Below are 21712 nucleotides of genomic sequence, written 5' to 3'. Positions count from 1 at the left end.
GGTTTGACTATCGGCGCTCACTGCACAAAAATGAATGAGTCCCTTGTGCCCTACCGGCATCAGGAACCCCAAAAATCTAGAGCTGCGCAGAGTGCGTGGCGAGATCCAAGAAGGAGCCCTCGTGGCAAAGGCCAAGTTTGAGCGGACCAAGCCGCACTGCAACATCGGCACCATCGGACACGTCGACCACGGCAAGACCACTCTCACCGCGGCGATCACGAAGGTGCTGCACGACGCGTACCCGCAGTGGAACTCTGCCTCGGCGTTCGACCAGATCGACAAGGCGCCCGAAGAGCGCCAGCGTGGTATCACCATTTCGATCTCGCACGTCGAGTACCAGACCGAGAAGCGTCACTACGCGCACGTTGACTGCCCCGGACACGCTGACTACGTCAAGAACATGATCACCGGTGCGGCTCAGATGGACGGCGCCATCCTCGTGGTCGCCGCCACCGACGGCCCGATGGCTCAGACCCACGAGCACATTCTCCTGGCTCGCCAGGTCGGCGTGCCGGCGATCGTCGTCGCGCTCAACAAGTGCGACATGATCGACGACGACGACGCTGACCTCATCGACCTGGTCGAGATGGAACTCGACGAGATCCTGACCGCTCAGGGCTTCGAAGACACCAAGATCGTCCGCGTTGCCGCCTTCCCCGCCCTGAACGGCGACGAGAAGTGGAGCAAGTCGGTCCTCGAGCTCATGGAGGCCGTGGACGAGTACATCCCGCAGCCCGAGCGTGACACCGACAAGCCCTTCCTGATGCCTGTTGAGGACGTCTTCACGATCACCGGTCGTGGCACCGTCATCACCGGCCGCATCGAGCGCGGCGTCGTCAACACCGGCGACACCGTCGACATCATCGGCATCCGTGAGCAGAAGCAGACCAGCACCGTCACCGGTGTTGAGATGTTCCGCAAGATCCTCGACGAGGGTCGCGCTGGCGAGAACGTCGGCCTGCTGCTCCGCGGCACCAAGAAGGAAGACGTCGAGCGCGGCATGGTCGTCATCAAGCCGGGCTCGACCACCCCGCACACCGACTTCGAGGCCAACGTCTACGTGCTGAACAAGGAAGAAGGCGGCCGTCACAAGCCGTTCTTCTCGAACTACTCCCCGCAGTTCTACTTCCGCACCACCGACGTGACCGGCGTCGTCCAGCTCCCCGCTGGCACCGAGATGGTCATGCCCGGCGACAACACGGAGATGACCGTGCACCTCAACAAGCCGATCGCCATGGAGGAGAACCTCAAGTTCGCCATCCGTGAAGGCGGCCGTACCGTCGGTGCAGGCAATGTCACCAAGATCCTCAAGTGATCTGATCTACTGATCCCGCGAAGGGGCCGCACAGCTTGGCTGTGCGGCCCCTTCGCCGTTCCCGCTCCTCTGTCGGCTCCGTCCCGAAGCGGTGTGACGCCGAACCCGTGGGTGGGCTTCGTCCTCGCAGGAGGAAATGAGGGCGGCCGGGGACGCCCTCGAACGGGGAACGCCATGCGATCTCACTGCATCACCGTCACACGGGCGCCCAGACCACCGTCGACGTCATGTTCGACGGGGTCGCCATGCCCCCGGTCACGGGCGCGCACCCCCTCGTGATCGCCAGCAGGTTTCCGTGCACTTCAGCGTCACCTCTGCGCGACGTCAACTTCCGCCAGCCCGGCGACTCCTGGCGCTCGACCTCGGCCTTCGCCTACCTCATCCAGGTGTCCGACGACAAAGGTGAGGTCCTCATCGAGAACTCCAGCTCGGCTTCGCCCACGACGACCCGATCAACGTGCACGGCACCTACGCGCAGGTGGAGGCGGTCGTCGGCCCCGGCGGACATCTGCGTCGGTTGGCCGCAACTCCGTCCTGCTGCTGAACGTGCCCCCGACGATGGAGGGTCGATTGTCGCATTCCAACGTCGACGCGATCATGGACTTTGCACAGCTGCGTCGCAAGGCGTTCGGCAACGACCTCGCGCGCGGACGCGCGGTCACCGTCGGTGGTGGGAGCACCCAGGACATCACCGACGGCAACAGCCGCTCGTCGTGGGTCTCCGACGGCGGCGATGACATCACGCCGATGCTGATCGACCTTGGCTCGCCAGAGCGTCAACCGTATCAGCCTCAGCGAGGACGCCGCGGACCACGGCCAGCAGATCCGCGAGGTCAAGGTCGAGACGAAGGTGGCCGGCAACTGGCAGCAGATCGCACCGGACGTGCCGTCGGTGTCAACCGCATCTGGCGCCTTGACACCCCCGTGACCGCCCGGAGTTCTGCGGCACCGTACCCTCGGCATGCGGCACCTACGGCATCGTGAGCCTTTCGTTCTACCAGACCCTGGAGCATCCTGACGAACGCAGCCGAAGTGACCGATAAGGCCCCCCGGCCGTGGCGCAGCCTGAGCCCCTCGTCGACGTGCCGCTCCCGGCCCTCGTGGAGGTCACCCCGGCGGTGGTCGACCCCGGACAGGAGGTGACGGTGACCGGCGTCGGCTTCGAGGCGGACACCACCGTGACCCTCACCCTGGGATCGCACTCGGCGACCACCACGGCCGACGCCCTGGGCCGCGTCTCGGCGGTCCTGCAGGTGCCTGCCGCGGCGGGGGAGGCGGTGCTCAGCGCCAGCGACGGCTCCACCGTCGGCTCCGCCACGCTCACTGTGCGTGAGCCCGGCGGCGCAGGACACCTCGGCGCCACGGACCAGTCGCTGCCGCTGAGCTACGTGCTCGACGGCGCACCCGCCTGGCTGTCCTCAACAGCAACGGTCTCATCAGCGGCACGGCGGCGGGCAGGGACAGCTTCCAGGTCGAGGTCGTGGTGACCGAGGCCGCCGGCAACCCTGCCGAGGCCGTCTTGAAGCTGACGGTCAACGCCCGGGCAAGCACACGCTCAACGGCCGGCAGTGGGTGACGGCCTCTGAGGACTACTCGCAGACGGAGCGGTGCCGCACGGAGATCTGGGCCACCGTGATGGAGGACGGGCCGTTCGTCCGCGAATCGGGCTGGGCCTTCAACAACCTCACCTACCTGCCGTACATGTCGCGTCAGGCGAGGAAGGGCAACCCGCTGGGTGACCTCGGCTCGACCACCGACGGTGCGTTCACCTCTGCCGGTCGGCAGTGGAAGACCGAGTGCGACACCGCCGCCGCCAGCCGTGGCGCGTGCCGTTCCTACACGTGGACGACGGTGTACGCCGCCACCGCGAAGCCTGCGGGTGGCTACGCCTTCAGTCAGAGCAACCAGTGGGTGTTCAACAACATTGTGATGTTCGCAGGCCCCGAGAAGCGCGGCTGACTCGAACTGGTCCGCAGCTGAATAGCGGAAGGCCTCGGAGCACAATCTCCTTGGCCTTCTTCGCGTCTTCTTTGAAACCTGCGAGTCCCCGCACCTGCGCACTGCGGGTCAGTCGTGAATGCGGGCCCAGGATTACTCCTGGGCCCGCGTCAGTACGGGTGTCAGCCGCGCTTCTGGATGGCGGCCCACTCGTCGCGGAGGCCGACGGTGCGGTGGAACAGCATGTCCTCGTCGAGGTCGGCTGCGAAGTAGCCGAGGCGTTCGAACTGGACCACTTCGCCAGGCGCCGCGTCTGCCAGCGCCTCCTCGGCCCAACCGTCGACCATCTGGCGCGAGTTCGGGTTGAGGTCGTCCAGCGCCTCGCCCGTCGCCTCGCCGGGGGCCTCGGTGGTGAACAACCGTTCGTACAGCGCGGCCCGCACCGGCACCGCATGCTCGGCCGAGACCCAGTGCATCGTGGACTTCACCCTGCGGCCGTCGGGCGAATTGCCGCCCCTCGACGCGGGGTCGTAGGTGGCCAGCACCTCGATGACCTCGCCGTTCTCGTCCTTCACCACGTCGGTGGCGGTCACGAAGTAGGCGCCGCGCAAACGCACCTCGCGGCCGGGGGAGAGGCGGAAGTACTTCGGCGGGGGGACCTCGCGGAAGTCGTCCTGCTCGATCCACAGCTCGCCGGTGAACTCCACCTGGCGGGTGCCGTCCTCAGGGCGCTCCGGGTTGTTGGACACCTCGAAGTGCTCCACCGCCGGCTGCCCGTTGTCGTCGAGGGGCCAGTTGGTGATGCGCAGCTTCAACGGGTTGAGCACCACCATGCGGCGCTGCGCCGTGGTGTTGAGTTCGCGGCGCACGTAGGACTCGAGCGCCTCGATGGACTGACGCGAGTTCGTGCGGGTGGTGCCCACCTCGAGCATGAACTGCCGGATGGCCGCCGCCGGGTAGCCGCGGCGCCGCAGGCCGCGGAGCGTCGGCATCCGGGCGTCGTCCCAGCCGTCGACGACGCCGTCCATCACCAGCCGCGCCAGGCGGCGCTTCGAGGTGATGGTGTGCGTCAGCTCCAGGCGGGCGAACTCGTACTGGCGGGGGCCGTCCTCAACGCCGAGCTGCTCCAGGAACCAGTCGTAGAGCGGGCGGTGCGATTCGAACTCGAGAGTGCACAGCGAATGCGTGGTGCCCTCGATCGCGTCAGACTGGCCATGGGCCCAGTCGTAGTTGGGGTAGATCGGCCAGTCGTCGCCGGTGCGGTGATGGGCAACCTTGCGGATGCGGTACATCACGGGATCACGCAGCTGCATGTTCTCGTGCGACATGTCGATCTTGGCGCGCAGCACCCGCGAACCGTCGGCGTAGTGGCCGGCGCGCATCTTGCGGAGCAGCTCCAGGTTCTCCTCGACGCTGCGGTCGCGGTACGGGGAGTTGACCCCCGGCTTGCCGAAGCCGCCGCGTCCCGCGGAGATCGCGTCGCCGTCCTGGTCGTCGACGTAGGCCAGGCCCTTCTCGACGAGCTGCTCGGCCCAGTCGTAGAGCTTCTGGAAGTAATCCGACGCGTAGCGCACGTCGGCGGGCTCGTAGCCCAGCCACTCGATGTCCTCGATGATGGAGTCGACGAAGCTGGTCTCCTCGGTCTCCGGGTTGGTGTCGTCCAGACGCAGGAGGCAGATGCCGCCGAAGTCGGTGGCGACGCCAAAATCAACCACGATGGCCTTGGCGTGCCCGATGTGCAGGTAGCCGTTCGGCTCGGGTGGGAAGCGGGTCTGGACCCGGCCGCCGCGCTTGCCCTGCTCGACGTCGCCTCGCACCGCGTCGTAGATGAAGTTCGAGGGCTTGGCTGATGACTCCGTCATGACGGGTAAGTTAGCACGCTCCGGCTACCGCGCGGCGGCAAGGTCTGCGAGCCCCAGGATCAGCAGGATGGGGATGGTGATCACGACGGCCAGCAGCACCGCCACGAGTGCCCCCACCGCGATCCAGTACCGGACGGACGACTGCTTGACCAGCTCGCGGTTCTCGATGGCTCCGTTGAGGAGCTTGAGGTTCTTCTTGTTGGAGCGGTAGGCCGCGTCGAAGATGGCGCCGACGAACGGGATCATGCCGAGCAGCCAGTCGAGCAGCGAGTTGAAGGCCATGCGGCCGATGACCGGGATGGGGGCACGCAGCCGGATCGCGTCGACGAGGATGCTGCCGCCGAACACGGCTCCCACGGCGGTGCCGGCCCACGGCACGATAGAAAGCACCGGGTCCACGCCGATGCGGATCTTGGTACCGGGCACCTGGACCAGGTCGTCGAGCACGTACGAGAGGGCGCGGGTCAGCTTTGCCGGCGATTCCTTCGGCACGTTGCCCAGGTCCCGCTTCGTCCTGTCCCGGGCGGCCTTCAGCTTCGGGTCTGTGGTTGAACCGGACAGCGCCTCCTCCGCCACCTTGCGCGCGCGCTCGATGGCGCTGGCCGGCGTGGGGGGCGGTTCCTGAGTCATACGCTCCAGTGTTGCGCGAGTTGGGGGGCAAGACCAGTAGCCCCACGGGTGAGGCCCGATAGGCTGGGGCCACTATGAGCGAAACAGTGATCCCCGCCCGCACCCGCGTCGCCCCCTCGCCCACCGGAGACCCCCACGTCGGAACCGCCTTCATGGCGCTGTTCGACCTGGCCTGGGCCCGCAAGACGGGGGGACAGTTCGTCCTGCGGATCGAGGACACGGACCAGGCCCGCCTCGTGGCGGGCTCTGAGGACCAGATCTACGAGTCGCTTGCCTGGCTGGGCCTGCAGCCCGACGAGGGCCCGCACGTCGGCGGCGAGCACGGCCCCTACCGCCAGTCGGAGCGGCTGACCACCTACCGGCCGTTCGTCGAGCAGCTGGTCGAGGCCGGGCATGCCTATTACTGCTGGTGCTCGTCCGAGCGGCTCGCCGAGCTGCGCCGCGAGCAGGAGCAGTCCAAGGCCTCGGTCACGGGCTATGACCGACTGTGCCACGGGATGACCCGCGACGAGCGCGCCCAGCTGGCCGGCTTCTCCGAGACCCCCGTCGTGCGGATGCTCATCCCCGACGACGTTCCGCTGACGTTCCAGGACATCGTGCGCGGCGGGGTCAAGGCGCCCCGCCCCGACGACCAGGTGATCCTGAAGGCCGACGGTTTCCCGACCTACCACATGGCCGTCGTGGTCGACGACCACCTCATGGGCATCAACACGGTGGTGCGCGGCGAGGAATGGATCTCCTCGACGCCGAAGCACGTCCTGCTGTACCAGTGGTTGGGCTGGGAACTGCCGCAGTTCGCCCACATGCCGCTGCTGCGCAACACGGACAAGTCGAAGATCTCCAAGCGGAAGAACCCTGCCGCCCGTCTCATGTGGTTCAAGGAGGAGGGCTACCTCCCGGAGGCGGTGCGCAACTTCCTGCAGCTGCTCGGCTACGCCGGCGACGACGAGCAGGAGGTCAAGACCTTCGAGCAGTTCGTCGAGGAGTTCGACTGGGCCAAGGTGAACCCCGTCGGCCCCATCTTCGACCTGAAGAAGCTCGACTGGCTCAACGGCCACTACCTCCGTTCGTTGTCCGCCGAAGAACTGGCAGACCGGATCATGAGGTTCGAAGAGGCCAACTGGACGCCGTCGGCCGAGCAGGTGGAGGTGCTGCGCAAGGCGGTGCCGATCATCCAGGAACGGCTCGTGCTGCTGAAGGACGCCCTGCCGCAGCTGGACTACCTCTTCATCGCCGACGGTGAACTCACCGTCGACGACGACGCTGCGGCCGCGTTGGCGGACAACGCCGCCGAGGTGTTGGACGCCGCCATCGCGGTGGCTGAGCAGGTGCCCTTCGACACCGATTCCATCCAGGCGGCGCTGAAGGAGCGCCTCGTGGAGAGCATGGGCATCAAGCCGAAGTTCGCCTTCGCGCCGATCCGCGTCGCGATCTCGGGCCGCCGGGTGTCGCCGCCGCTGTTCGAATCGATGGAGATCCTGGGCCGCGAGTCATCGCTCACCCGCCTCAAGGCGTTGCGCGCGACTCTCTGATCCTCCGCATTGGTCAGTGGTCCGTCCACGCCGAGGCGGGAGGAAAGGTCAGTCGAAGACCAGCTCCGGGTAGTTCGGCATCCACATGGACTCGAACACCTGCTCAACCGGGTTGGTGAGCGGCGTCCTGGCCACACCGTCGGCCTCCGCAGCCTTCGCGACGGCGATGGCCACCGTCGCGGAGACGCGCCGCAGGTCGTTGATGCTGGGCAGCAGCGACTGCCCGGGTCGCCGGGCCTCTGCCAGCGAGGCCACGGCCTCCGCCGAGGCCGCGATCATCGAGTCGGTCACCCGTTCGGCGTTGCAGACCGCGACGCCCAGGCCCAGGCCGGGGAACACCAAGGCGTTGTTCGCCTGCGCGATGGTGTAGGTCGTCTCGTCGCGGAGCACCGGCTGGAAGGGTGAGCCGGTGGCGATGAGGGCCCGGCCGTGCGTCCACTCCAGCAAGTCCTCCGGGAGGGCCTCGGCGAGCGTCGTGGGGTTGGACAGCGGCAGGATGAGCGGGCGCTCCACGTGGGCGGCCATGTCGCGGATGATGTCCTCGGAGAAGGAATCAGGCTGCCCCGAGGTGCCGATCAGGACGGTGGGGTGCACGTTGCGCACGATGTCGGCCAGCTTGTAGAGACCGGGGTGGTTGAGGTCCCACTCACCCAGTTCGCCGATGCCCCTCGCGTACGGGCGCTGGAAGTCGCGGAAGCGCTGGGTGGCGTCGTCGGTGACGAGACCGCGGCTGCTGGTCACCCAGAACAGCCTGCGTGCCTCGTCCCCGGTGAGCCCCTCCTTGACGAGCAGGTCGACGAGCAGGTCGGCGATCCCGACGCCTGCCGTGCCGCCGCCGTGGATGACGAAGCGCTGTTGGCCGAGCTTCTCCCGCTTGGCCTGGACGCCCGCCAGGATCGCGCTCGCCACGACGGCCGCGGTGCCCTGGATGTCGTCGTTGAAGGTGCAGATGTCGCCGCGGTAGGCGTCCAGGAGACGGTGGGCGTTGCTGGCGCCGAAATCCTCCCAGTGGATCATGGCGTTGGGGAAGACGGTCTGGGCCGCCGCGACGAACGAGGCGACGAAGGCGTCGTAGCGCTCACCACGGACGCGCGCGTGCCGCTCGCCCAGGTACAACTCGTCGTTGAGCAGCTTGAGGTTGTCCGTGCCCACGTCGAGGACCACCGAGAGCATCCGGTCGGGGTCGATGCCCGCGGTGGCCGTGTACAGCGACTTCTTCCCGTTGCAGATCTGGATGCCGCCCACGCCCTGGTCGCCGATGCCGAGGATGCCCTCGGAGTCCGTCACGATGAGGATGTCGACGTCGTCGCCGCCCAGTTCCGTGGCGCGGAGGGAGGCCTCCACCAGTTCCGGTCGGTCGATCGATAGGAAGACGCCGTCCATGGTCTGGAACCAGAAGCTGAACTCCTTGATCGCCTCGCCGATGGTGGGGGTGTAGACCACCGGCATCACCTCTTCCAGGTGTTCGCTGAGGAGCCGGTAGAACAGCACGGAATTGCGCTCCCGCAGGCCCTGGAGATACGAGAACTTCGACAGGGGGGTGGTCGCGTTCTTGAAGCGCATGTAGGAGCGGTGCAGCTGGGCCTCGAGTGGCGTCACGTGGCTGGGCAGCAGGCCGGTCAGGCCCAGCTTCTCCCGCTCATCGTGGGTGAATGCCGTGCCCCGGTTGATGCGCGGATCACGCAGTACCGCCCCGCCGCGGGCCTTGATGCGGACGCGGGACCCGTGGCTGCCGGGGAGGGACTCGTATTGGCGCTTGGGCATGCGCCCAGCCTAACGGTGACGACGTTGCGGCGTGCGGCCTGCAGGACCGAACTATAGTCGCCCCATGCACCCGTCGCCTGAGCTGCCGCACCCGATCACCGGGCAGTTGTTCGCCTCCCCGGTGCCGCCGGGCACCGGCTGGCCCGGCGACCCGGCCACGCCGTCGACGCCCGTGGCCCACACCCCCGACGATGTCGCCCGGCTGGCGCGCGGCATTGCGCCGGAGGAGCTGGACGCGCGGGTCTCGGTGTGCCGCGCCTGTCCCCGCCTCGTTGAGTGGCGCGAGCTGGTGGCGGTGCAGAAGCGGGCGTCGTTCGCGGACCAGCCGTACTGGGGTCGCCCCGCTCCGGCGCTGGGGCCCACCGACGCCCCAGTCCTGATCGTCGGCTTGGCGCCGGCGGCCAACGGCGCGAACCGGACGGGGCGCAACTTCACCGGCGACCGGTCGGGGGACTGGCTCTACGCCGCGCTGTACCGGGCCGGCATGGCGACGCAGCCCACCTCGCAGCACGCCGGCGACGGGTTGGAACTGATCGGGGTGCGGATCGTGGCGACGGTGCGGTGCGCTCCGCCGCAGAACAAGCCGACCACCGAGGAGAAGCGGACCTGTGCGCCGTGGCTCGATGCGGATCTGGGGATCTCCGCCCCGCATGTGCGCTCCATCATGTGCCTGGGCGGCATCGGGTGGGACGCCACGCTGGCTGCCGTGCGGCACGCAGGGTGGGAGGTGCCGAAACCCAAACCCAGGTTCGGGCACGGGGCCCGCGCCCCACTCCGCACTCCGGACGGGCGGGAGGTGGCGCTGGTGGGCTGCTACCACGTGAGCCAGCAGAACACGTTCACGGGCAGGCTCACCGAGGAGATGCTGGACGCGGTGCTGCGGAGCCTGTGAGCCCGCCGACCCTCCGGTGGGGCCGTGCGGGTCCGGGTCAGCGGGCGGTACCCAGCAGGTGGGGCACCTCGGTGGGCGACGGCAGGTAGTACAGCGACAGAGCGTCGAGCAGGCCGGCCACGTGGGCGACGGCCTCCTCGCGCTCCTGCTCGGTGGTCGCGCGCTCTGCCAGGCGCGCTGCCCGGATCGCGCGGTCTGCCTTGGCGCGGGAGCCGGCCGGCAGGTGCGTGAGCCCGACGGTCTCCGCGTGCGACCTCGCCGTGCGGAACGAGAACTCCACCTCCGACGCGGCGCGCTGCAGCAATTCGTCGTCGTCGCTGCCCTGCGCTTCCTCCCAGCGCCTCAGCGCCAGGTGGAACTCGCGGGTCAGCAACGCCGCGTCGTCGAACAGGGCGGCGTGTTCGATGCGGTAGATGAGGTTGGAGCGGAGTGCTGCGAACTCCTCCTTGACGGACTGCACGCGCGCCGACGGGCCGGTGGCCGCACCCGGGGCCCCTGCCCTGGATGCGACGACGGCTGCGAACCACTTGGCGAGCCGCCGGCGGCCGTCGGGACGGCGCACCGCATCGTTGCTTGTCATCACGCGTTTAAGTCTACTTGGGTCAGCCCCGGTCGTGCGGGGTGTCCCAGCCGCTCAGGTCCGGGCCCTTCGGCACGATGCCCAGGGGGTTGAGGTCCGTGTGGACGATGTAGTAGTGGTCCTTGATCTGGTCGAACTTCACGTTGTTGCCGAAGCCGGGCGTCTGGAACAGGTCGCGGGCGTAACCCCACAGGTTTGGCATCTCGCTGAGCTTGTTGCGGTTGGTCTTGAAGTGGCCGTGGTAGACAGCATCGAAGCGCACCAGGGTGGTGAAGAGGCGCACGTCGGCCTCGGTGATCTGGTCGCCCATGAGGTACCGGCGGCTGCCGAGGCGCTCCTCGAGCCAGTCCATGGCCGTCCAGAGCCGGTCGTAGGCCGCGTCGTAGGCCTCCTGTGAGCCCGCGAAGCCGCACCGGTACACACCGTTGTTGACCTCGGTGTAGACGCGCTGCATGACCTCCTCCATCTCCTCGCGGACGTCGTCCGGCCAGAGGTTGGGGGCTCCCTCCTTGTGGAACTGCTTCCACTCGAAGTAGAGGTCCTCGGTGATCTGCGGGAAGTTGTTGGTCACCACCTCCCCGGTGGTCTCGTCCACGATGGCGGGCACGGTGATGCCGCGCGGATAGCCGGGGAAGCGCTTCTCGTAGGCCTCCTTGAGCTTGGCGATGCCCAGCACCGGGTCGACGCCGTCGGGATCCAGGTCGAACGTCCAGGAATCCGCGTCGTGGGTGGGGCCGGGGTTCCCCATCGAGATGACGTCCTCGAGGCCCAGCAGCTCCCGCACGATGATGGCGCGGTTGGCCCAGGGGCACGCGTAGGCGGCGATCAGGCGGTAGCGGTTCGGCACGACGGGGTAGTCGTCGGTGCCCTCACGGGGCTCGGCGACGATCCGGGTCTCGATGTAGCGGGTGTCGCGGCTGAACTCTTTGCCCTTGGAGGAGTAGACGCCGCCAGTGGAATGCTCTTGCTGTTCGCTCATACCCCCATCATAGTTGACAGTTCAACTTAATTCCAGATCCAGGGGAATCTGTTGGGGTGAACTCCTGCGGGGGAGGGGTCAGCCGCGCAGCCAGGCGCGGATGGAGCGGACGCGTTCCTCCACCTCCGCCTGCGAGGCCTTGGCCAGCGGCGGGCCGCCGCACTCCCGACGGAGGTCCGCATGCACGTGGCTGTGCGGGACCCCCTTGAGCCGGGCGTACTGGCTGACCAGCGAGTTGAGTTCTTTGCGCTTCGAGGCCATGGCGCGGTGGAGCGCAACCTCCGGCTCCGCCTTGGTGTCCTCGCGTTCGCGGCGGCGCATCTGGCGGCGCTGGCGCTCGGCGAGGAGTTGGCTGACCTGGCCCGCGTCGAGCAGGCCGGGCAGGCCCAGGTAATCGGCCTCGTCCTGGCTGGTGGGCTCCGCATGCATGCCGAAGGCCTGGGAATCGAAGAGGACGTGGTCGAAGGTCGCCTTGGATTCGAGCGCCTCGAACTCGCCGAACAGGTCGTCGGAGGCCGACTCCGAGCGGTTCGCGGCCTCCATGAGCGCCTCGGTCTCCGCCCAGATGTCCGTCTCGTCGGTCTTGGGGCGCCCCAGCACGTGGTCGCGCTGCTTCTCCAACGTGGCGGCGTGCGCCAAGAGCACGGGGACGGTGGGGAGGAAGACGGTGGCCACCTCGCCCTTGCGGCGTGAACGCACGAAGCGCCCCACGGCCTGCGCGAAGAACAGGGGGGTGGAGGTGGCCGTGGCGTAAACGCCGACGGCGAGCCGCGGCACGTCGACGCCCTCGGACACCATCCGGACCGCCACCATCCAGCGGTCCTCGGAGGCCGAGAAGTCGTCGATCTTGCCGCTGGCCTTGGTGTCGTCGGAGAGCACGACCGTCGGTTTGGCCCCGGTGATCTCGGTGAGCAGCCGAGCGTAGGCGCGGGCTGTGGTCTGGTTGGTGGCGATCACGAGGCCGCCCGCATCAGGCAGATGCCGCCGCACCTCGGTGAGCCGCTTGTCTGCAGCGCGCAGCACCGCGGAGATCCACTCGCCGGTGGGCGACAGCGCGGTGCGCCACGCGTGGGCGGTGAGGTCCTTGGTGGTGGGCACGCCCAGGTCGAGCTCGAGTTCGTCGCCGGACTTGGTCCGCCACCGCATGGGCCCGCCGTAATTCATGAAGATGACGGGGCGCACCACGGAATCCGCCAGCGCCTCGGCGTATCCGTAGGTGTAATCCGCCCGCGACTGCTTCACACCCGGGGCGAGCTCGTCGTAGGCCACGAACGGGATGGGGTTCTCGTCTGAGCGGAACGGGGTACCGGTCAGCGACAGGCGGCGGGCTGCGGCCTTGAAGGCGTAGACGATGGCCTCGCCCCAGCTCCTGGAGTCGCCGGCGTGGTGGATCTCGTCGAAGATCACCAACGTCTCCTGCGAGTGGCAGAGCGCCTCGTAGACGTAGGAGCGGGCGGCCACGCCGGCGTAGGTGACCGCGGAGCCGTGGAACTCGCGCGAGCGTCCCCGCTTCGAGGAGCCACCGAGCCCCGGGTCGAGCTGGATGCCGACGCGGGCCGCGGCGTCGGCCCACTGGACCTTCAGATGCTCAGTGGGTGTCACCACGACGATCCGCCGGACCCGCCGGGTCTGCAGCAGCGTGAGGGCGACGCGCAGGGCGAAGGTGGTCTTGCCTGCGCCGGGCGTGGCGACACAGAGGAAGTCCCTCGGCTGGTCCCGCTCGTACTGGTCCAGTGCCTCCTGCTGCCAGGCGCGCAGGGACGACGCAGTGCCCCAGGCGGCGCGCTGGGGGAAGGCGGGGGAGAGGTGGTCGAGAGCCGAGGAGGACATACGGGGCCCGACTTTAACCCCCCAACCCCACCTTGCAAAGCAGCCGCGTGTCCGCTTGACCCGCCGTCGGCGTCAGGAGAGGCGCAGGGCCGCGCCCAGATCCCGGAGCTGCAACTCCTGGGCCAGCGCCAGGTACAACTCAGCGCAGGCGAGGGCGTCCACGACAGCGTCATGGCCCTTGTAGCTCGGCAGTCCGGCCCTTCGGCGGAGCTTCCAGAGGCGCAGCGCGTCGCGCGGATGGTCTTCGTCCATGCCGAGCGCCCGCAGCCCGAGCCCGAGGGTGTCGACGGCGCGCAGGGTGATACTCACGTCGTAAACGCGCTTGACCGCTGCGGCGATGAACCCCACCTCGATCGTCGCGTGGTGCGCGAGCAGCACCCGCCCGGCGAGGCGGTGGAACAGCCGGTCGAGGGCCTCCTCGGTGGTCACGCCGTGCGCGAGCACCTCGTCGTCGGTGAGCTGGTGGATGATCGCGGACTGACCCACGCCCTCCCCGGGGTTGACGAGGTAGTTGGTGGCGCTGCCCATGGGGATGCGCAGGCCGTCCACGTCGACCATGCCCACCGAGATGACCTTGTCGGTGCCCGGAACCAGACCCGTGGTCTCGAAGTCCACCGCGAGGAGGGGCACCTGGTCGATGGGCGTGTCCCGCGGCGGCGGCTCGGTCTGCAGGTAGCGCCTGAGCCCCCCGTCGGGGACCTTGTCGGACAGCCCGGCGTTGCCACGCCTGAGGGACCACCTCATGAGATGAACTGCGTCTGGAACGCCACGTTGAGCGCCGCCTGCGCCTTGCCGACGATCACGAACGCCTCGCGCAGCGATCTGCGTTCGAAGTCGGACAGGTCCTCGGGGTTGACGTGGTTGTCGGGTTCGCTGCCGGCGGCCACCTGTCGGCCCTGGTGCTGCAGCCGGATGTAGCCGAGGAACTCGTGGGCATCGAGCAGGTTCTCCACCTCTGCGCCGTGCTCGGCAGCGGCGGCGAGCCGGGCGCGGGTGCTGACCTGCGGCAACCCCCAGCGCAACGCGTAGATCCGGGCCACGTCGACGATGGGGTTGATGCCGCCCAGCTTGATGTCGAGCCGGTCGCGGTGCTGGCCACGCTTCTCCACGACGAAACCGCGGAGGAACCCGACGGGGACCTCGGCCGCGTTGGCGTGCTTGGCCAGGTGGCCGAGGAAGCGGGTGGATTCCGGGGCGGCCCGCAGCACGCGCTGCTGGAGCGCGGTGTAGAGCGTGTGGTCGCCGTGGAGGGGCCGCATGTCGAAGAAGATGGACGAGTTCAGCACCGCTTCCGACGTCGGGGCGGCCAGCCAGTTCGAGAAGGTGCGCTGCCACTCGCGCAGCGGCATCCGCCACCGCGGGTTGGTGGCCATCGCCTCTCCCCGGCAGCGCGGGAAACCGCACTCCACCAGGGCGGCGGTGCAGTACTCGGCCAGCGCCGCGAAGTACTCGTCGTGCTCCGGTAGCGCGTCGTCGCTGAGGATGAAGGCGTGGTCCTGGTCCGAGCCCAACGCCTGCTCCTGCCGGGCCAACGAGCCGAGCGCCACCCAGGCGTAGGGCACCGGGGGCGCGCCCAGCTCGGCCTCGCCCATCTCGGCGATGCGCTGGGCCAGCGCCTCGGTGGTGCGGCTGATGATGCGCGTGATGTCCTCGGCGGTGGCGTCCTGGCGCAGCAGTCTGCCCACCAGGTTCGGGATCCTGCCCATCACCTTCACCAACCCGGCGACATCGTGCTGCCTGGCCAGGTCGCCCACCATGTACAGGGGGCTGGAGCGCTCCAGACGCATGAGGTCGCCGGAGGTCACCATCCCCAGCACCTTGTCGTCCTCGAGCACGGGGAGGTGGTGGATCTTGTGCTGGACGAGGGACAGCAGCACGTCGAGCGCCAGCGCATCCGCCCCGATCGTGAACGGGGTGTGGCTCATCACCGCCGACAGAGGGCTGTCCACGTCGATGCCGTCGGCCACCACGCGACGCAGGTCGCGGTCGGTGAGGATGCCGGCCAGGTCGCCGTCGCCGCTGGTCACGATGATGGCGCTCACGCGGTGTTCGGTCATGGCGAGGGCGGCCTGCCGGACGGTGTGGCCCAGGTCGATGGTGATGGGGGAGCGGGTGAGCATCTCGCGCACCGGCACCTGCAGCACCGGCCCACCCTCCGGCACATGGCGCGTCGCGTCACCCAGCCTGGCCTCGGTGAAGAAGCGCCTCACCTCAGGAAAGGCCACCAGTTCCCGCACCACCTCCGGGGCGAACGACCACAGCAGCGAATCCTCGATGGCCGTGAACGTGAACCGGGAGGGCCGCTCCTCGAGGATCGACGACTGGCCGAAGCAGTCGCCCTGTTCGTCATGGTCGATCAGCACACCGTTGGCGTCGATGATCTCGACGGCTCCCGACCGCACCACGAACATCGCCAGGGGCGCCTGCCCCGCGGCGAGCACCACGTCTCCGCGTCGGACGTACTGCCCCACGGCGCGGCGTGCGAAGGACTCGATCTGTTGGGCGCTCAACAGCGACCAGGGCTCGCGGGCCGCGAGGAACTGGATGGTTTCGGCCAACTCGGACACGGTGATCCCCCTTGATCAGAAGCGTCGCGCCCAGCCTAGCTTCTGCGTCGCGACGGGGGGGTTCAGCCCGCTGTGCCGATTGCCCCGCGCCGCAGCGGTGATGTGCGCGGGGCGATTGCGCACTTGGGTCCCGTTCGCGGAGAAGACCTCGAACTGGGTGCTTTGATGGCCCGAGTTTGCGCAGTCGGATCGATGCAGGGTCACACAGGGCGGCAAGGGCTTGCTTCACTGCCGGGTTTGTTGCCGTCCTCGGCGCCACATCCAGCACTGAAATCGGGCTTTTCCAACGCAGGCATCCGGCACCCAAGCCTTCAGCGCTCGGCCCAGGGTCGCCCGGGCCTTTCTCTGGGCCTTGTCCGGTCGCGCCTCACAAAGTGAGCCCACACGCTGAGCATTTGTCCGCGCCTCCCGGTGTCCACTGGTCCTTCCCGAGCCGGGCACTAAGGTGGATTTGCCCCCTCCCACCCGGCACCGAGAGGTCCTGCATGTCCGAGATCACGTCGTATTCCCCCGGATCAGGCGAGCGCGTACAGCCGCGCGCGCGCATCGCGTCGACGGCGGCTGAGCTCGACCTCAGCGGCACCTGGAAGTTCCACTTCGCGGCCCGGCCGGACCTGGCGCCGGAGGGTGCCGCGGCGGTCGACTTCGACGACTCGGACTGGGACAGCATCGCGGTGCCCTCGCACTGGGTGCTGCAGGGGCGCGAGGAGTGGGGCAGGCCGGCGTACACGAACATCAACTACCCCTTCCCTGTGGACCCGCCGTTCGTGCCCGACGAGAACCCCACCGGCGACTACCGCACCACGTTCGAGCTCGAGGAGGGCTTCGGCGAACGGGTTCACCTCCGCTTCGACGGCGTCGAGTCGCTGGCGATCGTGTCGCTGAACGGGGTAGAGGTGGGCGTCGTCCGCGGCAGCCGCCTCACCCAGGAACTCGACGTCACGCAAGAGGCCCGGCCCGGCGTCAACGTGCTGCACGTGCGCGTGCACCAGTGGTCCGCAGCCAGCTACCTGGAGGACCAGGACCAGTGGTGGCTGCCGGGCATCTTCCGCCCGGTCGCCGTGCTGGCGCGTCCTGCGGCGGGGATCGACGACGTGTGGCTCCGGGCCGACTACGACCCTGCCTCGGGTCATGGCCGTCTCCTCCCCGAACTGCGGTGCGTCGACGCCGCCTACCCGATCACCGTGCGTGTCGCGGAGCTAGGGGTGGAGACCACCTTCGCCTCGGCCCGGGACGTGGCCGTCATCGAGGTGGGGGAGGTGTCCCCCTGGAGTGCCGACCGCCCCGCCCTGTACGACGCCGAGGTCACCAACGACGCCGAGACCCGGAGCCTCCGCGTCGGCTTCCGCCGCATCGAGATCGTCGGGCACGAGTGGCGCGTCAACGGCCGCAAGCTCCGGCTGCGCGGCGTCAACCGCCACGACTATGACCCGGACCACGGCCGCGTCTTCGACGAGGACGTCGTACGCGAGCAGTTCCGCCTCATGAAGAGGCACAACATCAACGCGCTGCGCACCGCGCACTACCCACCGCACCCGCGGCTGCTGGACCTGGCCGACGAGATCGGCCTGTGGGTGATCGCGGAGAACGACCTGGAGACGCACGGCTTCGAAATGGACGGGTGGGTCGACAACCCCACGGACGACCCACGGTGGCGTGCTGCCCTCCTCGACCGCATCGAGCGGTTCTTCGAGCGCGACAAGAACCACCCGTCGATCATCGCCTGGTCGTTGGGCAACGAGTCCTGGACCGGCCAGAACGCCGCGGCGATGGCGTCGTGGCTCCGCCGTCGGGATCTCGAACGCCCCGTGCACTATGAGCCCGACTTCGAGGGCCGCTACACCGATGTCGTCTCTCGGATGTACCCCTCGCTCGAAGAGATGGAGGACCTGTCCGCGGGCCTCGGACACAACCGGTTCGGCTCGCCGGGGCGAGGTGCGGAGCTCGCCGCGAGGCCGATGATCCTGTGCGAGTACGCGCACGCCATGGGCAACGGGGCGGGCGGGCTGGCGGATTACGAGGAACTGTTCGACAAGCTCCCGCAGTGGCACGGTGGCTTCGTCTGGGAGTGGCGCGACCACGGTCTGCGCACCCGCACCGCTGACGGGCAGGAGTTCTTCGGCTACGGCGGCGACTTCGGCGAGCCCCTCCACGACGGCTCGTTCGTGACCGACGGCATGTTGCTCTCCGACGGCACCCCCAGCCCGATGCTCGCCGAGTACGCGGCCGTCATCACACCCATCAAGCTGCACGTCACCGCGGGCGAGGTGTGGATCGAGAACCGCCGGCACGACGGTGACACAGCGGACCTGCGGTTCGTCTGGCGCGACGAACTCGACGGGCGCCAGATCGGCTCCGGCGAGCTGAAGGTAGACGCGCTTGCCCCGGGCGCCCTCGCGGTCGTCTCGTTGCCCGGCTTCGGGCCGCGCGACGGGGAGCTCTGGCGCACCATCGAGGCCGTGCTGGTGGGCGACAACGGGTGGGCGGGGGAGGGCCACGTGGTGAGCCGCGGCCAGGTCCTGCTCGCCGACGCGCCGGCCACCCTGCGCCCGCTCGTCTCGGCAGATCTCCCCTCGGAGGAGGACGGCGTGCTGACGCTGGGCCCCGGGCGCTTCGACGCGCGCACCGGAGACCTCCTGTCCATCGGTGGCCACGACGTGGCGGGCCCACGCCTCGAGCTGTGGCGCGCCCCCACCGAGAACGACCGGTTGGACGGCTTCCACTCCTACTCGGAGGAGGAGCCCGCCATCGCCCGCCATGGCGTCACGGACGGGCCCGCCTGGGAGAAGCAGTGGCGCGCCGCCGGTCTCGACAGGCTGCAGCGGCGCGTCGTCGCCGTGCGCACCGCGCCCGGGTCCTTGACCGTGCTGCACCGCTACGCCCCGGCCGCCACTCAACAGGCGGTCACCGTCGAACTGGTCTGGACGTTGGACGACCACGGCCTCCGTTTGGATGCCTCCGCCCTGCCGACCGCGGGGTGGACGGGCGCTTGGCCCCGCGTGGGCCTGCACCTCACCCTTCCAGAGGGGCTGCAGCGAGCCGAGTGGTTCGGTACCGGCCCGGCGGAGAACTATGCCGATTCCCGCGCGGCGGCCTATGTCGGCCGGTTCGACTCGGCGATCGAGGACCTCGTCGTCGACTACGCGGTCCCGCAGGAGAGCGGCCATCGCAGCGACCTGCGGGAACTGACGCTGCCGGAGCTGGGGATGTCCGTCTCCGCGGAACCGGTGGCCGGCGAACTGCCCGGCTTCACCCTGCGGGCGCACGACGTCCACCAGGTCACGGCTGCCACGCATCCCCACGAGCTGCCCCCGTCGTCGGGTACCCATCTGTACCTGGACGCCCAGCAGCAGGGCCTCGGCGGCCGGTCCTGTGGGCCCGACGTCCGGCCTGAGTACCAACTGCGTCCGCGCGCCGCGCAGTGGGCGTTGCGCTTCCACCTCTGACGCTCCGCGGGGCGTCACCGGGTCTGTGCGGGGAGCGCCGCACAGACCCGGAGCGTTTCGGACACCCCGATTTGGACGTGTCCCGGAGGCGTGCTTAAATAGTCAGGTTGCTCCGCGAGGAGTTCGGTGGCGTGTCTGCGCTGCGGGACATCTCTGGAACGGAGTCGGGCAGCTGGATCCATCACTGGGTCCGAGCGGCGCAAATCAATGAGGTTCACCCTCCTGGGAGGGCCCCTTGAGTTGAGACGAAATGGCCGACACTCCCGGCCGCGTGGTACGGAGTGACAAGGGGTTTCACCCCGCAGGAACTTGAAATTTCCAAAGGGCAAGAGAAGTTAGGAACGACTGTGGCTGGACAAAAGATCCGCATCAGGCTGCGGGCGTATGACCATGAGGTCATCGACAGCTCGGCGCGCAAAATCGTCGACACCGTGACTCGCACGGGTGCGAAGGTGGCCGGCCCGGTGCCGCTGCCGACGGAGAAGAACGTGTACTGCGTCATCCGTTCGCCCCACAAGTACAAGGACAGCCGTGAGCATTTCGAAATGCGCACGCATAAGCGTCTGATCGACATCCTCGATCCCACGCCGAAGACAGTCGATTCGCTGATGCGTCTTGACCTGCCTGCGGGTGTCGACATCGAGATCAAGCTTCCGTGAGGTCTGCTGAAATGAGTGAACGAATCGTGAAGGGCATCCTGGGCACCAAGCTCGGCATGACCCAGCTGTGGGACGAGAACAACAAGGTCGTCCCCGTGACCGTGATCCAGGCCGGCCCTTGCGTCGTGACCCAGGTTCGCACCCCCGAGGTTGACGGCTACAACGCCGTGCAGCTCGGCTTCGGCGCCATCAAGGCCAAGCACGTGACCAAGCCTGCCGCTGGCCACTTCGCCAAGGCTGATGTGACGCCCCGCAAGCATCTGCTGGAGATCCGCACCGCCGACGCGGCGGAGTTCGAGCTCGGTCAGGAACTGACCGCTGAACTCTTCGCCGACGGTGAGTTCATCGATGTCACCGGCACCACCAAGGGCAAGGGCACCGCGGGCGTCATGAAGCGCCACGGCTTCTCCGGCCTCAAGGCCTCTCACGGTGTGCACCGCAAGCACCGTGCCCCCGGTTCCATCGGTGGCTGCGCCACCCCCGGTCGTGTCTTCAAGGGCACCCGCATGATGGGCCGCATGGGCAACGCCAAGGTGACCGTGCAGAACCTGAAGATCCACGCCGTCGACGCGGAACGTGGCCTGCTCATCGTGCGCGGCGCCATCCCCGGTAACAACGGGTCCCTCGTCGTCGTCCGCACCGCAGCTAGGAAGGGTGACGCAGCATGAGCGATCTGACCATCGACGTCATGGACGCCAAGGGCAAGAAGGCTGGTAAGGCCGACCTCCCCGCCGCGCTGTTCGACGCGAACACCAACATCCCCCTGATCCACCAGGTCGTCGTGGCCCAGCTGGCCGCGGCCCGTCAGGGCACGCACGACACCAAGACCCGCGGCGAGGTTCGCGGCGGTGGCGCAAAGCCCTGGCGTCAGAAGGGCACCGGTCGTGCCCGCCACGGCTCGCGTCGCTCGCCGATCTGGACCGGCGGTGGCGTTGTCCACGGCCCCACGCCGCGCAGCTACGCCCAGCGCACCAACAAGAAGATGATTGCGGCCGCCCTCCGTGGCGCCCTGTCGGACCGCGCCCGTGACGGCGAGGTCTACGTCATCTCCGAGATCGCCGGTGACAAGCCGTCGACGAAGGTGGCACTCGCAGGCCTGACCAAGGTCGCCGGCGACATCCGCAAGGCGCTCGTCGTCCTGGACCGTTTCGAGGACAACGCCTGGCTGAGCCTGCGCAACGTCCCGTCGCTGCACCTGATCGCGGTTGACCAGCTCAACACCTACGACGTGCTGGCCAACGACAAGATCGTGTTCACCTCCGCCGCTCTCGCCGCGTTCGTCGCGGACAAGAACGAGGACTACGCGGTGGCAGAGCCCGTCGCTGAGGAAGCCGCTGTCGAAGAGGCACCCAAGGCGAAGAAGGCCAAGAAGGCCGACAACACTGAGGAGAAGGACAAGTGACGACAGCGCTGAAGATCCGTGATCACCGCGACGTCATCCTGCGTCCCGTGGTGAGCGAGAAGAGCTACAACCTGCTCGACGACGGCAAGTACACCTTTGTCGTCTCGCCCGACGCGAACAAGACCGAGATCAAGATCGCCATTGAGGCCATCTTCGGTGTCAAGGTCGTGTCCGTGAACACCCTCAACCGTCAGGGCAAGCGTCGTCGCACCCGCTACGGCACCGGAAAGCTCGCCGACACCAAGCGCGCGATCGTCACCGTTGCCGAGGGTCAGAGCATCGACATCTTCGCCGGGCCGGTTGGCTGACCGGAACT

The 21712-nt window shown here is 68.3% G+C and carries 19 protein-coding genes; 11 read left to right on the top strand and 8 right to left on the bottom strand.

The annotated features are described in order from the left end of the window. The first annotated feature begins 121 nt into the window (after window positions 1–121). From tuf to ACX1DX_RS06550, 4 genes are all read left to right on the top strand, one after another. Window positions 122–1315 (top strand): elongation factor Tu, encoded by a 1194-nt coding sequence (gene tuf, locus ACX1DX_RS06565; RefSeq protein WP_076060712.1) that lies wholly within the window; start codon window positions 122–124, stop codon window positions 1313–1315. Between the two features lie 760 nt (window positions 1316–2075). Continuing rightward, a complete protein-coding gene (locus ACX1DX_RS06560; protein WP_182763799.1) occupies window positions 2076–2243 on the top strand; it encodes a hypothetical protein in 168 nt (55 codons plus the stop codon). A 127-nt stretch (window positions 2244–2370) separates the two neighbouring features. Beyond that, complete coding sequence (locus ACX1DX_RS06555; RefSeq protein WP_459398018.1) at window positions 2371–2802, top strand: hypothetical protein; 432 nt, start codon at window positions 2371–2373, stop codon at window positions 2800–2802. Between the two features lie 85 nt (window positions 2803–2887). Beyond that, window positions 2888–3274, top strand: a complete 387-nt coding sequence (locus ACX1DX_RS06550; RefSeq protein WP_459398017.1) for a hypothetical protein — start codon at window positions 2888–2890, stop codon at window positions 3272–3274. 161 nt (window positions 3275–3435) lie between these two features. Here the strand turns inward: ACX1DX_RS06550 and ACX1DX_RS06545 are convergent, their stop codons facing one another. Both ACX1DX_RS06545 and ACX1DX_RS06540 read right to left on the bottom strand, forming a co-directional pair. Beyond that, on the bottom strand, window positions 3436–5115 hold the full coding sequence (locus ACX1DX_RS06545; RefSeq protein WP_459398016.1) for a glutamine--tRNA ligase/YqeY domain fusion protein: 1680 nt from the start codon (window positions 5113–5115) through the stop codon (window positions 3436–3438). A 24-nt stretch (window positions 5116–5139) separates the two neighbouring features. Next, window positions 5140–5745: a DUF4112 domain-containing protein gene (locus ACX1DX_RS06540; RefSeq protein WP_459398015.1), complete on the bottom strand. Its 606-nt coding sequence runs from the start codon at window positions 5743–5745 to the stop codon at window positions 5140–5142. A 74-nt stretch (window positions 5746–5819) separates the two neighbouring features. Here ACX1DX_RS06540 and gltX point away from each other — a divergent pair, with 74 nt between their 5' ends. Next, window positions 5820–7277 carry a glutamate--tRNA ligase gene (gene gltX / locus ACX1DX_RS06535; RefSeq protein WP_459398014.1) on the top strand — a complete coding sequence of 486 codons (1458 nt, stop codon included), beginning with the start codon at window positions 5820–5822 and terminating at the stop codon, window positions 7275–7277. A 48-nt stretch (window positions 7278–7325) separates the two neighbouring features. Here gltX and maeA read toward each other — a convergent pair whose 3' ends face one another. Continuing rightward, window positions 7326–9041, bottom strand: a complete 1716-nt coding sequence (gene maeA / locus ACX1DX_RS06530; RefSeq protein ID WP_459398013.1) for an NAD-dependent malic enzyme — start codon at window positions 9039–9041, stop codon at window positions 7326–7328. A gap of 64 nt (window positions 9042–9105) precedes the next feature. On the opposite strand from maeA, the gene ACX1DX_RS06525 reads away from it, so the two are divergent. Further along, window positions 9106–9933, top strand: coding sequence for a uracil-DNA glycosylase (locus ACX1DX_RS06525; protein WP_182763792.1), 828 nt, complete (start codon window positions 9106–9108; stop codon window positions 9931–9933). 37 nt (window positions 9934–9970) lie between these two features. On the opposite strand, the gene ACX1DX_RS06520 is transcribed toward ACX1DX_RS06525, so the two are convergent. The 5 genes from ACX1DX_RS06520 to ACX1DX_RS06500 all read right to left on the bottom strand — a co-directional run bounded on the left by ACX1DX_RS06520 (window position 9971) and on the right by ACX1DX_RS06500 (window position 15889). Next, on the bottom strand, window positions 9971–10513 hold the full coding sequence (locus tag ACX1DX_RS06520) for a hypothetical protein (protein WP_459398012.1): 543 nt from the start codon (window positions 10511–10513) through the stop codon (window positions 9971–9973). Between the two features lie 22 nt (window positions 10514–10535). After that, entirely contained in the window at window positions 10536–11492 is a 957-nt protein-coding gene (locus ACX1DX_RS06515; protein ID WP_459398011.1) for a glutathione S-transferase family protein, read from the bottom strand. A 78-nt stretch (window positions 11493–11570) separates the two neighbouring features. Continuing rightward, window positions 11571–13322, bottom strand: coding sequence for a DEAD/DEAH box helicase (locus tag ACX1DX_RS06510; protein ID WP_459398010.1), 1752 nt, complete (start codon window positions 13320–13322; stop codon window positions 11571–11573). Between the two features lie 72 nt (window positions 13323–13394). Continuing rightward, entirely contained in the window at window positions 13395–14066 is a 672-nt protein-coding gene (locus ACX1DX_RS06505) for an exonuclease domain-containing protein (RefSeq protein WP_459398009.1), read from the bottom strand. Next, window positions 14063–15889 carry a DUF294 nucleotidyltransferase-like domain-containing protein gene (locus ACX1DX_RS06500; protein ID WP_459398008.1) on the bottom strand — a complete coding sequence of 609 codons (1827 nt, stop codon included), beginning with the start codon at window positions 15887–15889 and terminating at the stop codon, window positions 14063–14065. The genes ACX1DX_RS06505 and ACX1DX_RS06500 overlap by 4 nt, the downstream gene beginning before the upstream one ends. A 485-nt stretch (window positions 15890–16374) precedes the next feature. Between ACX1DX_RS06500 and ACX1DX_RS06495 the strand changes: the two genes are divergently transcribed. From ACX1DX_RS06495 to rplW, 5 genes are all read left to right on the top strand, one after another. After that, a complete protein-coding gene (locus ACX1DX_RS06495; protein WP_459398007.1) occupies window positions 16375–19335 on the top strand; it encodes a glycoside hydrolase family 2 TIM barrel-domain containing protein in 2961 nt (986 codons plus the stop codon). Between the two features lie 347 nt (window positions 19336–19682). Then, window positions 19683–19994, top strand: a complete 312-nt coding sequence (rpsJ, locus tag ACX1DX_RS06490) for a 30S ribosomal protein S10 (protein ID WP_040284687.1) — start codon at window positions 19683–19685, stop codon at window positions 19992–19994. A gap of 11 nt (window positions 19995–20005) precedes the next feature. Next, window positions 20006–20662, top strand: a complete 657-nt coding sequence (gene rplC, locus ACX1DX_RS06485; RefSeq protein ID WP_459398006.1) for a 50S ribosomal protein L3 — start codon at window positions 20006–20008, stop codon at window positions 20660–20662. Beyond that, a complete protein-coding gene (gene rplD, locus ACX1DX_RS06480) occupies window positions 20659–21396 on the top strand; it encodes a 50S ribosomal protein L4 (RefSeq protein WP_076060672.1) in 738 nt (245 codons plus the stop codon). The genes rplC and rplD overlap by 4 nt, the downstream gene beginning before the upstream one ends. After that, window positions 21393–21704 carry a 50S ribosomal protein L23 gene (gene rplW, locus ACX1DX_RS06475; protein WP_182763784.1) on the top strand — a complete coding sequence of 104 codons (312 nt, stop codon included), beginning with the start codon at window positions 21393–21395 and terminating at the stop codon, window positions 21702–21704. Before rplD ends, rplW begins: the two co-directional genes overlap by 4 nt. The last annotated feature ends 8 nt before the right edge of the window (window positions 21705–21712 follow it).

It is taken from the genome of Tessaracoccus zhenghani (genome assembly GCF_054552775.1).
The sequence above is the reverse complement of the archived record's forward strand: the minus strand, read 5'-3'. Positions and strand labels throughout refer to the sequence as shown.

Bases quoted from the DNA above. Each gene is read 5' to 3' on its own strand.
- ACX1DX_RS06520 (WP_459398012.1), bottom strand. From the start codon at position 10,513: ATGACAAGCAACGATGCGGTGCGCCGTCCCGACGGCCGCCGGCGGCTC.
- ACX1DX_RS06495 (WP_459398007.1), top strand. From the start codon at position 16,375: ATGTCCGAGATCACGTCGTATTCCCCCGGATCAGGCGAGCGCGTACAG.
- ACX1DX_RS06525 (WP_182763792.1), top strand. From the start codon at position 9,106: ATGCACCCGTCGCCTGAGCTGCCGCACCCGATCACCGGGCAGTTGTTC.
- rplD (WP_076060672.1), top strand. From the start codon at position 20,659: ATGAGCGATCTGACCATCGACGTCATGGACGCCAAGGGCAAGAAGGCT.
- ACX1DX_RS06540 (WP_459398015.1), bottom strand. From the start codon at position 5,745: ATGACTCAGGAACCGCCCCCCACGCCGGCCAGCGCCATCGAGCGCGCG.
- ACX1DX_RS06510 (WP_459398010.1), bottom strand. From the start codon at position 13,322: ATGTCCTCCTCGGCTCTCGACCACCTCTCCCCCGCCTTCCCCCAGCGC.
- maeA (WP_459398013.1), bottom strand. From the start codon at position 9,041: ATGCCCAAGCGCCAATACGAGTCCCTCCCCGGCAGCCACGGGTCCCGC.
- ACX1DX_RS06545 (WP_459398016.1), bottom strand. From the start codon at position 5,115: ATGACGGAGTCATCAGCCAAGCCCTCGAACTTCATCTACGACGCGGTG.
- ACX1DX_RS06505 (WP_459398009.1), bottom strand. From the start codon at position 14,066: ATGAGGTGGTCCCTCAGGCGTGGCAACGCCGGGCTGTCCGACAAGGTC.
- rplC (WP_459398006.1), top strand. From the start codon at position 20,006: ATGAGTGAACGAATCGTGAAGGGCATCCTGGGCACCAAGCTCGGCATG.
- gltX (WP_459398014.1), top strand. From the start codon at position 5,820: ATGAGCGAAACAGTGATCCCCGCCCGCACCCGCGTCGCCCCCTCGCCC.
- ACX1DX_RS06515 (WP_459398011.1), bottom strand. From the start codon at position 11,492: ATGAGCGAACAGCAAGAGCATTCCACTGGCGGCGTCTACTCCTCCAAG.